Source organism: Ruegeria sp. H8, from assembly GCF_056532905.1.
Map to the genome: position 1 here is coordinate 106448 of NZ_JBQFNY010000003.1, position 11113 is coordinate 117560.

At 59.6% G+C, this 11113-nt stretch carries 10 protein-coding genes; 3 read left to right on the forward strand and 7 right to left on the reverse strand.

Annotated features, from left to right (window positions below):
* Positions 1 to 45: 45 nt before the first annotated feature.
* The 6 genes from ACR0A2_RS10055 to ACR0A2_RS10080 all read right to left on the reverse strand — a co-directional run bounded on the left by ACR0A2_RS10055 (position 46) and on the right by ACR0A2_RS10080 (position 5359).
* The gene (locus ACR0A2_RS10055; protein WP_480834919.1) at positions 46 to 792 is read right to left on the reverse strand and encodes an SDR family oxidoreductase; all 747 of its coding nucleotides are present in this window, start codon (positions 790 to 792) and stop codon (positions 46 to 48) included.
* A 60-nt stretch (positions 793 to 852) separates the two neighbouring features.
* A complete protein-coding gene (gene arfB / locus ACR0A2_RS10060) occupies positions 853 to 1272 on the reverse strand; it encodes an alternative ribosome rescue aminoacyl-tRNA hydrolase ArfB (protein WP_171229972.1) in 420 nt (139 codons plus the stop codon).
* Between the two features lie 263 nt (positions 1273 to 1535).
* Positions 1536 to 2183 (reverse strand): queuosine precursor transporter, encoded by a 648-nt coding sequence (locus tag ACR0A2_RS10065; protein WP_171640194.1) that lies wholly within the window; start codon positions 2181 to 2183, stop codon positions 1536 to 1538.
* A 91-nt stretch (positions 2184 to 2274) separates the two neighbouring features.
* On the reverse strand, positions 2275 to 3159 hold the full coding sequence (locus ACR0A2_RS10070; RefSeq protein WP_480834920.1) for an esterase-like activity of phytase family protein: 885 nt from the start codon (positions 3157 to 3159) through the stop codon (positions 2275 to 2277).
* Positions 3132 to 3995: a penicillin-insensitive murein endopeptidase gene (mepA, locus tag ACR0A2_RS10075; RefSeq protein ID WP_171117055.1), complete on the reverse strand. Its 864-nt coding sequence runs from the start codon at positions 3993 to 3995 to the stop codon at positions 3132 to 3134. Before mepA ends, ACR0A2_RS10070 begins: the two co-directional genes overlap by 28 nt.
* Positions 3992 to 5359: an MFS transporter gene (locus ACR0A2_RS10080; protein WP_480834921.1), complete on the reverse strand. Its 1368-nt coding sequence runs from the start codon at positions 5357 to 5359 to the stop codon at positions 3992 to 3994. Before ACR0A2_RS10080 ends, mepA begins: the two co-directional genes overlap by 4 nt.
* A 128-nt stretch (positions 5360 to 5487) precedes the next feature.
* Here ACR0A2_RS10080 and ACR0A2_RS10085 point away from each other — a divergent pair, with 128 nt between their 5' ends.
* The 3 genes from ACR0A2_RS10085 to yaaA all read left to right on the forward strand — a co-directional run bounded on the left by ACR0A2_RS10085 (position 5488) and on the right by yaaA (position 8695).
* Positions 5488 to 5775 carry a YggT family protein gene (locus ACR0A2_RS10085; protein WP_005980077.1) on the forward strand — a complete coding sequence of 96 codons (288 nt, stop codon included), beginning with the start codon at positions 5488 to 5490 and terminating at the stop codon, positions 5773 to 5775.
* Between the two features lie 76 nt (positions 5776 to 5851).
* Positions 5852 to 7891, forward strand: a complete 2040-nt coding sequence (gene recQ, locus ACR0A2_RS10090; protein ID WP_480834922.1) for a DNA helicase RecQ — start codon at positions 5852 to 5854, stop codon at positions 7889 to 7891.
* A 33-nt stretch (positions 7892 to 7924) separates the two neighbouring features.
* Positions 7925 to 8695 carry a peroxide stress protein YaaA gene (yaaA, locus tag ACR0A2_RS10095; RefSeq protein ID WP_480834923.1) on the forward strand — a complete coding sequence of 257 codons (771 nt, stop codon included), beginning with the start codon at positions 7925 to 7927 and terminating at the stop codon, positions 8693 to 8695.
* A 90-nt stretch (positions 8696 to 8785) separates the two neighbouring features.
* On the opposite strand, the gene ACR0A2_RS10100 is transcribed toward yaaA, so the two are convergent.
* Positions 8786 to 11044: a response regulator gene (locus tag ACR0A2_RS10100; RefSeq protein ID WP_480834924.1), complete on the reverse strand. Its 2259-nt coding sequence runs from the start codon at positions 11042 to 11044 to the stop codon at positions 8786 to 8788.
* Positions 11045 to 11113: the final 69 nt, after the last annotated feature.

Genomic DNA, 11113 nt, shown 5'->3' on the forward strand with positions numbered 1-11113 from the left:
CGCGCTGCCTCCGGCGGGGATATTTTTGGCCAGATGAAGAGCGGGTCAGATGCATCGGCCTCCGTCCACCTCGAGCGCGGCGCCGGTGATCATGCTGGCCTCGTCCGAACACAGGAAACAGGCGGCATTGGCCATATCTTCGGGGGTTGAGAAGCGGCCCAACGGGATGGTCGACAGGAATTTGGCACGGATTTCGGGCGTATCCTCGCCCATGAAGGATTTCAATAGCGGCGTTTCCCCGGCAACCGGGCAGATCGCGTTCACCCGCACGCCGGACGGGGCGAGCTCGACCGCCATCGTTTTGGTTGCGGTGATCATCCAGCCCTTGGAAGCGTTGTACCAGTTCAGGTTCGGGCGCGGTGACAGGCCCGCGGTTGAAGCAACGTTCAGTACAGAACCCGCCCCGCGCGCCTTCATAGGTGGAACCAATGCGCGGGCGGTCAGATAGACGGATTTCATGTTCACGTTGAAAACACGGTCGAAATCCGCTTCGCTTACCTCTTCCAGCGGCGCCGGCAAGTGGGTCACACCGGCGTTGTTCACAAGTATGTCCAGATGGCCGAAGGTTGAGAAAGCCGCATCCGCCATCTTCTGAACCGAAGCGCCCTCGCCTACATCGACCTGCTGGTCAACCGCCTCGGACCCAAGCCGGGTTGCGAGCTCATGCGCAGCATCGCCATTGATGTCAGCGATCATGACACGCGCGCCTTCGGCCAGGAACTTCCTTACGATCCCCGCACCAAACCCGGATGCACCGCCAGTGACGATTGCGGTTTTTCCCTCCAGCCTCATGGTGTTACTCTCCTGCACCTTTTGCAGGCCAGACTATCAACGCCCGGACGAGATGCCAGATCAATCTTCGGACACCTTGCCGCGCAGCGCCTTGACGTCGCCCCGCGCCTTTTTCGCCGCAAGCCTGCGTTTGACCGAACCATAGGTGGGTTTCGTCGCGATGCGCCGCTTGGGTTTGACCAGCGCCTTGCCGATCAGCTCGGCCAGCCTTGTTCGCGCAATTTCTCTGTTGCGGGCTTGGGAACGTGTTTCTTCGCATTGAATGATGATCGCGCCATCCTTGGTCCATCGGCGCCCGGCCAGCCGTTTCAGCCGCGCCTTGACCGGATCGGGCAGCGAGGGTGAGCGCGCGGCCTCGAACCTCAGCTCGACCGCGGTCGAGACCTTGTTCACATTCTGCCCGCCAGGCCCGGAGGAACGCATGAAGCTCTCGGTCATTTCCCAGTCTTGCAGAGTGATATCGTCAGAGATGCGCAACATGGGCAAGACCATAGCTGGAGCGGGTAAAAACAGAAAGGGCCGCCCCGATGGGACGGCCCTTCGAAAGTTCAGGAGGTCGGGTCGGTTAGATCAATCGACCAGCCGGAGCGTACGCTCGGCCAAGGGCTGCCCTAGCAGGCTTTCCCCCCGGTTGTTCCGACACCTCTCTCCAATCTCTTTCTCGACACTGGATCACCTCCTTTTCTATCTGTTGCGGTTGAAAAGTAGCGTGACACAAGATGCGCCATTCTCAAAGCACTTTTTTACGCAGGCTGTGCAGCGGTCAGTCGCGCAACGATCACCTTGAACGGGATCAGCGCGATCAGGGCCAGCGACAGTTTCACCAACCAGTCGGCAAAGGCCAGCGTCACCCACAGCGGCGCCTCGGGGCCCGACAGCATGAAGGGCACGGGCTCCCACGCCCAATTGATGGCCGCATCCGCATCGGCACCAAAGAAGGTGACCGAGGCCGAGAAGGCGATGGTGAAGAAGATCGCGGTATCCAGCGCTGAACCTACCAGGGTCGAGACCAGCGGCGCACGCCACCATTGACCGCCGCGCATGGCATTGAACACTGTGACGTCGGTCAGCTGTGCGATCAGGAACGCGGTGCCCGAGGCGACGGCGATGCGCAGCGGCACGGCGGCATAGGTGAACCCGTCGCCCTGAAGCATGATCTGGCTGCCGATCAGCGAGCAGATCACCCCGGTGACGAAGCCCGCGAAGACAACCTTGCGGGCCGGGCCCACACCGTAGACGCGGTTCATGATATCGGTGACCAGAAAGGCCAGCGGATAGGTGAAGGCACCCCAAGTCAACAGGCCATCAAAGATCAGGAACTGGACCAGGATGTTCGAGGCCACGACGATGGCGGCCATGGCAAGAATGCCGGGAATATAGTTGCGTTGCATTTTTTGATGCCCGTTTTGACAAGGTAGCGGCGACTTGGCCAAGGGACCGTCCCAAGGCAGGCTGTGCGTTTAGACCTTCATCTGCCGCGTGTCAATCGGGCAGCAGATACTCGACCAACTCGGTCCGTTGCAGTGCCAGAAAGTTGTCATCCGAGATCATCGTGGCCCGCAAACGTCCCTGATCATCCCGCCAGATCGACAAGCCTTCGAGGTTGTCATGGGCGCCGGTTCCGGTTTCGAACAGGGTTTCCTCGGCGTTTGGCACGTCGCCTGTCAGATCCCATCGCCGCAGGCGCGAGCGAAAGCCGATTGCCGAGAGGTTTCGCTCCAACACGTAGAACCGCCCATCAGGACCGAAATCAGCGGCAACCGGTTTGAACCAACCACGCTGGGGCAGAACAAATGGGGTCGACCAGGCTTGGCCATTCCAGCGATAGACGGGAATATCTCCGCCCGCAGTGCGGTTCGTTTCCGGCAGCGTATACAGCCGCCCGCGCCTGTCGATGGCCAGACCTTCAAAGGACCCGTTGTCGGCGAGATGCTGAAATGCCTGCGGGCGTGGCAATACACGGGCCTTCGTGCCCGGTGCGGGGTAATGGGCGACGCGGTGCACCCCTTCGAATGAGATATAGAACCCACCGTCAGGAGCCGCCGCAATCCCCTCGGAATCGCCAACGCCGCCGGACATGAGATGCCCGTTGCTGGACAGAACCGGCCATTGCCCCAGAATGCGAATGCCGGTGATCTCGCCATCAAGACGCTCAATGCGCGCCGTCACCAACCGTGACCGGTCGCTCAGCGCCATCATCTGCTGCCCATTGTCCGAAATGAGCAGCGCCGAGAATCCACCGAACCAATCCGCCTTGTCACGCCATGCAAAACTGCTTTGATGTGTGGCGGTTTTTACATCCACTCCAAGGGCCGCCGTGGCCAGAAACAGTGCCGCACCTACTTGGATTGCAAGACTGAGGCGCATTGCTTCGGCAAATCGGCCAGCACATATTCCCGGCGTTTCTTGGGCGGCGGCGCGTTCGGGTCGGGCGGCGGCGGGTTCAGGATGTTACGCACCCATTGTTGCGCCTCGGCACAGCCATCGCCCTTGGGTGGTGCATCCTGGTTGACGCATCCCTTTGATCCTCTTGGGCATTTCAGGCGCACGTGAAAGTGGTAGTGATGCCCCCACCAGGGCCTGATCTTGCGCAGGTAGGCCCGGTTGCCTTTTTCATCGTTGCACATCTGAACTTTCGCGCCGGGGAACACGAAGATACGCGCCACGCGCTTGTCCTTGGCGGCTTCGCGCAGCACCGCGTGGTGCTGTTTGGTCCAGTTGCTGTTGACGTAGGCACCGTTCGAGCGGCGCAGCGATATAGACGAAATATTCTCGCGCGCCTTGCGCGACAGGCGCATGTTGTCACCCGGAAGCATCCAGATATCGATATCCAGCCCCAGCTGGTGCGAGCGGTGGCCCGAAGTCATTGGCCCGCCCCGCGGTTGGCTGATATCCCCGATATAGAGACCGTTCCAACCCGGCTGTTTCGCTGCAAACCGGCTGAGGTCCTGCACGTAATCGATCGCTTCGGGGTGCCCCCAGTTGCGATTGCGCGACAGCCGCATTGCCTGCCACGTGGGCCCGGTCTCGGGCAATTGAACCGATCCGGCCGCACATCCGCGCGAATAACTGCCGAACGCCGCTGCTTTTTGTTGCGAGCTTACCTTCTGTGCCCCGAACAACTGCTTTGCCAAGGGCTGCGCTGATGCCGTATTCGCCAGCGCGGTTATTACCAGTAGTGCCAAAAAACGTAGTAAAATCATCTGCTCTGATCCCCTTCAGGTCTGACCCAGCGCATCAGGAATAGACCCAGAATAAACAACAGAATGATTGGTGACACCCCCAGACGCGCACTGCCGGTTGCGGTTGTTGCAATCCCGATCAACAACGGGGCCGCAAAAGCGGTCGCGCGCCCCGACAGACCATAAAGACCAAAGCTTTCGACCGGGGTTTCGAGGTCGGTGTGGCGCACCATCATCGAACGGCTGGCCGATTGCAGAATGCCTCCCATGCCACCGATCAGCACACCACAGCCAAAGAAGACGAGGTCAGGCAGGTTGGATCCGTCAGGCAGGCCGATGCCGTAGATCTGCGTCCGGTCCATCGACACCACTGTGACGCAGACAAAAATCAATACCCAGATCGCCACCAATATAACCGGCTTCGGGCCGTATTTCTTGTCTGCCTTCCCCCCGATCCACGCAAAAACGGCCGAGGCGAGAACGCTGACGATCCCGAATACTCCGATCTTGATCAGATCCCATTCCAACACCAGCCGCGCATAGACACCACCAAAACTGTACAGCCCGTTCAGCGCGTCGCGATAGAACATGGACGAACCGAGGTAACTGGCCAGACTGACGCGATAGCGCAAGTTAGACACTGATTTCGACAACAGGCGCAGCGCCTCACCCACGCTTCCTTTCCTGTCTATCGCCGCATCATCGCGGACCCACAGGAAGTACGGCACCATGAACAGAATGAACCAGATTGCGGTAAAGGGGCCGACAAAACGCGTGCCTTCCCGGGTGGCGGCATCCAGACCAAAGGCGGGCGTCATCCCGATCAGGGTTTTGCCGTTTGGCTGTTCCACAAACAGCGCCAGCATGATCGCCAGCGAAATCAGTCCGCCAAAATAGCCAAAGGCAAAGCCCGAGCCCGAGATCTCGCCCACTTCGCTGTCATCACCCAGATCGGGTAGCTGCGAGTTGATGAAGATCAGCGCATATTCCGCGCCGACGAAGCCAAAACCGAAAGCCGACAGCATCAACCACATGTTCGAGCCATCGGGCATCGTGTACCAAAGCGCCGCAGACCCGACCGCATACATGACCGAAAAGGCAAATATCCACGGGATGCGCCGCCCCGAGACATCCGCCATCGCCCCTAGAAGCGGCGCGCCAAAAGCGATGATCAACCCGGTGATCGTCAGACAGTTCGCCCAAACAGTCTGCGCGCGCGCCGCAGCCGCCTGCGCATCCAGCCCTTCAGCGGTGAAATACCCGGCGGCGACGCCTGCGAAGTATGGGCCAAAGACAAAGGTGACCAGAAGGGTGTGGTAGGGTTGGCTGGCCCAGTCGAAGAACCACCAGCCCCAGATGCGCCTGCGCTTGGATATTTCTGCCATCTCTGCCCCTGTTTATCGTTGCGATTATATGACTGAGCTTTAATTCAAATCGCAAGCGTTGAGTGCCAGACACTTGCTCTTTGTCGCCATGGTGCTTAGGTCTCGGCCAACAAGAATACGGAGAACCCATGCTGTCGCTGATCCAAATCCTGCTGCTGATCCTGGACATTGTCTGGTTCATCATCCTGGCCCATGTGATCATGAGCTGGCTGATCAACTTTCAGGTGCTTAACCTGCACCAACAGCTGGTCGCGCAAATCTGGTACGGGCTGAACCGCCTGTTAGAGCCTATCTATGGCCCGATCCGGCGCATCCTGCCCAATATGGGCGGTCTGGACCTGACGCCGCTGGTGGTGCTGATCGGGGTCTATGCGCTGCGGATCATCCTGATCAACAACGCGGTCTATTTCTACTGACCTCTTGTTCCCCGATTCCGACTGTGTGATTGTCCTTTCAAGAGCAGTCAAATCTTGAAACAGGGCACCCCCGCACATGTTCGACGCCGCGCCTTTGCTGCGAGATGTCTTTGGATTCGATGAATTCCGCCCCGGGCAGGAAGAGATTGTCGATGCCGTAACCGCCAGCCAGAACGTGCTGGCGATCATGCCCACGGGTGGCGGCAAATCCCTGTGTTTTCAACTGCCTGCCCTGCTGCGTGACGGGGTGACGGTGGTGATCTCGCCGCTGATCGCGCTGATGCGCGACCAGGTGCGCGGGTTGCAGGAGGCCGGGGTCGAGGCCGGTGCGCTGACCTCGGGCAACACCCCCGAGGAAACCGACGCCGTGTGGGAGGCACTCGAGGCCGGGCGGCTGAAACTGCTGTATATGGCGCCCGAGCGGCTGGCGGCGGGCTCGGCGCTGGGCATGTTGCGGCGGATCAATGTCAGCCTGATCGCGGTGGACGAGGCCCATTGCGTCAGCCAATGGGGCCATGATTTCCGGCCTGATTATTTACGGATCGGAGAGTTGCGGCGCGCCCTGAACGTGCCTCTGGCCGCCTTCACCGCGACCGCCGACGCCGAAACACAGGACGAGATCGTCGAGAAACTGTTCGACGGCACGCCTCCGCGCAAGTTCCTGCGCGGCTTCGACCGCCCGAACATCCACCTGGCCTTTGCCGCCAAGGACAGCCCGCGCAAGCAGATCCTGGATTTCGCCGATGCGCGCCGGGGCCAGTCGGGTATTGTCTATTGCGGCACCCGCAACAAGACAGAAGTGCTGGCGCAGGCGCTGCGCGAACAGGGCCACAGCGCCTGCCACTATCACGGCGGGATGGAGGCCGAGGACCGCCGCATCGTCGAAACCCGCTTCGCGCGCGAGGACGGGCTGATCGTGGTGGCGACCGTGGCCTTCGGCATGGGCATCGACAAGCCCGACATTCGCTGGGTCGCCCATGCGGACCTGCCGAAATCCATCGAGGCCTATTACCAGGAGGTCGGCCGCGCCGGCCGCGACGGCGGGCCGGCCGAGACCCTGACCCTGTTCGGCCCCGACGATATCCGCCTGCGGCGGTCCCAGATCGACGAGGGGCTGGCGCCACCCGAACGCCGCATGGCGGATCATGCCCGGTTGAATTCTCTACTTGGGCTGGCCGAGGCGCTGGAATGCCGCCGCCAGACCCTGCTGGGCTATTTCGGAGAACAGGCGGCACCCTGTGGCAAATGCGACCTGTGCGATACACCGCCCGAAGTGTTTGATGGCACAACACCCGTCCGAATGGCCTTGTCCGCGATTCTTCGTACCGATGAGTGGTTTGGCAGCGGTCACCTGATCGACATTCTTCTGGGGAACGAGACCGACAAGATCCGCGCGCGCCGTCATGATGGTCTGTCCACCTGGGGCATCGGCAAGGAATGGTCGCGCGCGCAATGGCAGGCGATATTCCGCCAGATGATGGGGCACGATCTGGTGCGCCCCGACCCCGAACGCCACGGGGCCTTGCGGATGACCGAGGCCGCCAAACCAATTCTCAAGGGCGAGGCAAAGATCAACCTGCGCAAGGACGCCCTGCGCAAGGCAACCCGTCGCCCCGCCGTGAAAGCCATGGTGTCCGATGAAGATGCGCCCTTGCTGTCGGCTCTCAAGGCCAAAAGACGCGCTTTGGCAGAATCCGCCCGGGTCCCGGCCTATGTCATTTTCCCGGATCGCACCCTGATCGAAATGGCGGAAAAGCGCCCCATGACGCTGGACGAGATGGCCCGGATTGGCGGCGTCGGCGCCAAGAAGCTGGAACGGTATGGCGACACCTTCCTTGAAGTGATCGCGGGCGAGGCCCAGGCGTTGCACCCGGCGCGCCGCAAGCTGGCCGGTCGCGATCAGGGCGACATCTATGACCGCTTGCTGGAAGTACAGTCCCAATTGTCCCGCGGTCCCGACGGGATAGACAAGCCTCTGACCTGCTCGGCCTCGCAACTGGCAAAGGTGGCACAGATGCGCCCGGATGACCTGCGCGGGCTTGAACAGGTGCTGGGCGACCGGCGTCACGAAAGGTTTGGCACCGCCTTTCTGGACGTGCTGCGTGGGGCGGGCTAGATACGTCAGAGCAGGTAAGAAAAGAGGGCAGGTATGCTGGTAGTGATTTCTCCGGCCAAACGGCTGGACTGGACAGAGCGGGACGTTGAAGTCACACAGCCCGATTTTCAGGATGATGCGATCAGACTGTCCAAAACCGCGCGCAATCTGACCCTTGGCGATCTGAAAAAGCTGATGGGTCTGAGCGATGATCTGGCGCGTCTGAACCGCGATCGCTATCGTGCTTTTTCCGACATGCCAGACGCCGAAGCAACGCGCCCGGCCGCGCTGGCCTTTGCGGGGGACACCTATCAGGGTCTGGAAGCAGCTTCGCTTGATCCTGACGAACTGGCATGGGCGCAGGATCATCTGCGCATCCTCTCAGGTCTTTATGGTGTCTTGCGGCCACTGGATGCGATACAGCCCTACAGGCTGGAGATGGGCAGCAAGCTGAAAACACGGCGCGGCAAGAACCTGTATGAGTATTGGCGCGACCAGCTGAGCAAAGCTCTGAACGCACAAGGCAACGTGATCGGCAGCGACGTTCTGATCAACTGCGCCAGTCAGGAGTATTTCGGCGCCGTGGACCCGAACGCTCTGAAATTGCGCGTCATCTCGCCGGTTTTCATGGAAGACAAAAACGGCACTCCGAAAATCGTGAGTTTCTTTGCCAAAAAGGCGCGTGGCGCAATGGCGCGATATGTCATTCAGCACCGCCTGACCGACCCCGATGCCCTGCTGGATTTCGAAACGGGCGGTTACGCGTATCGTGCTGACCTGTCGGAAAAGGACAAACCTGTCTTTGTTCGACCTTATTCGGCCTGAGACGCTGACAGCCTGATTGATGTTTCCTTCCACGGTTTCGGGCCGTGGGTCCGAGCGAGGGGCCAGCCCCTCGCGCTCCCCGGGATATTTTCAGCCAGATGAAGTGGGATTCTGGTGGTGGTCACTCATGGGTGCATGTTCCTGGGCGAGGTGATTGTCCATGACTTCGCTTACGCCATCCGGTTGGTGTTGCAGGATCATTTGATGAATATGGTTTTTGCGCAGCGGTTTCGTCATGTAGTGATCCAACCCCGCGGACAGGATACCCTGATCGTCACCGGCCATTGCATGAGCCGTCAAGGCCACGATCGGGACATGACGCCCTGTTTCGACCTCAAGCCTGCGGATTTCAGCAGTGGCCTGTTTGCCGTCCATTTTTGGCATGGAAATATCCATGAAGATCAAGTCCGGGTCAAACTCCTGAAAGATCTCAACGGCTTCAATTCCATTGGACGCAAATCGCAGGTCTATATGCAGGTCTTTGACCATCTTTTTCAGGATCAGCTGGTTGGTAAGATTGTCCTCGGCCGCAAGTACTTTCATGCGCCTTGTTTCCAAGACTTTGGTTTCTTGGCCGTCAGCGACGGGTTTTCGCTGCGTCGAGCGACGTTCCGGCGGCGGAGTGTCCTTGAGAGCCACGAGCCTGGAATACAACTCGGCCCTGGGGATCGGCTTCTGCAACACACCGTCGATCAGTTCGCGGGCTGGGTGCGTGTGGATCAGGGATGGATTTGCAGACATCACGATGACCGAGGCGTCGCCCCACCCACGGTCTTTGAGGGTGACGGCAAGATCCAAGCCATCCATATCCGGCAGATCATGGTCGCACAGGACAAGTTCAATCGCGTCATGCATTTCTGCCAGCGCCTCGGCCCCTGACGCGCAAACCGTCACTTCGGCTCCTAAACGGCCAAGTTGTTTCGCCAAGATGGCACGGTTTACGGCCAGATCCTCGACCACCATGACGTGTTTCACGCAATCCGCCAGTTTCGGAGGTTCGGGCTGTGGGCCTTCTGCCGTGGGCAGCGACACCCTGAACCCGAAACAGGACCCCTGACCCGGTTCGCTTTCGACCCAGACCGAACCGCCCATCATGGTGATCAGGCGCCTGCTGATGGCAAGACCCAATCCGGTACCTTCAAATTGGCGATTGCGTTCATCTTCGACTTGATTGAACTCACCAAAAACGTGGTTGATCTTGTCCGCATCGATACCGATGCCGGTATCTTCGATGGCAACATGGATGTCGCATGTCTGAGCCTGGGCATGCGGAACGCCTGTCACACGGACCAGGACATGCCCTTCCGTGGTGAATTTGACTGCGTTGCCGACCAGATTGGTCAGAACCTGCCGTATTCGGCCCGGATCGCCCACGAAAAGGGTGGGCAGGAACAGGTCGTAATCCACAAGCAACGTGAGCCCCTTGTCACGCACGCTTGGCTGCAACAGCATTGCGACTTCAAGAATGCAGCGCTCCAGATCGAAGGGTTCAGGGTGCAAAACCAATTTGTCCGCCTCGATCTTGGAGTAATCAAGCACGTCGTTGATGATAACCAACAATGCCTCACCCGAATTGCGGATGGTGTTGACATAGAGCCGCTGTTCTTCGTCCAGCGGAGATTCATCAAGCAGTTCGGCCATACCCACGATACCATTCATCGGCGTGCGGATTTCATGGCTCATATTGGCGAGAAAGGCTGATTTGGCCCTGTTGGCCGCTTCCGCCCGTTCGCGGGCAGCCTTCAGTTCTGATTCGTGCCGGACCGACGCGGTGATGTTGAGCGCCAGGCTGACCACGTCACCGCCGCTGCCACGCTGATCGATCAGGCGGATGTAGTGACCGTTCCACAGTTGCATGACGATCGGAGGTGGATTGGCCCGATTCCAGCGTGCCTGCATTCTGGCCTGCCATTCCTCGGCAGTTTCGTCACCGGTATCGACAATTCCTTCGGTGGTCAGCAATTGCAGAATGCGCTGGTAGGAAATCCCCGGCGCCACCTCATCCAGCCCTTCAAACACGCTGAGATATGCAGCGTTTGCGCTAATGAGCCTGCTGTCGCCGTCAAAGAATGCAAACCCGTCCTGAATCGTCTGGATCGAATGCCAAAGGCGGCGTTCGGCAATCTCGATCTTGGCATGAGCGACGGTGAGATCGGATTTGACCTTTTCGTTTTCGCCACGAACGGTTTCGACTTCGGCCTGAGTTTCACCAATGCGCCTGGTCAACGCCATGGCGTGTTGGCCCAGTTTGCGATTGGCAGCCGAAAGTTCGGCCTGTTTCAAGGCAAGCATTCGTTCGGCTGCCAGACGCGCACGCCGTTCCTGTGCCAGTTTGTTTGCAAGACTCATTTTGATCGATTCCGGGACGTTCGGATCTCAGCATCGCGACAGAGAATGAAAAACTGTTTAAGCCGTTGC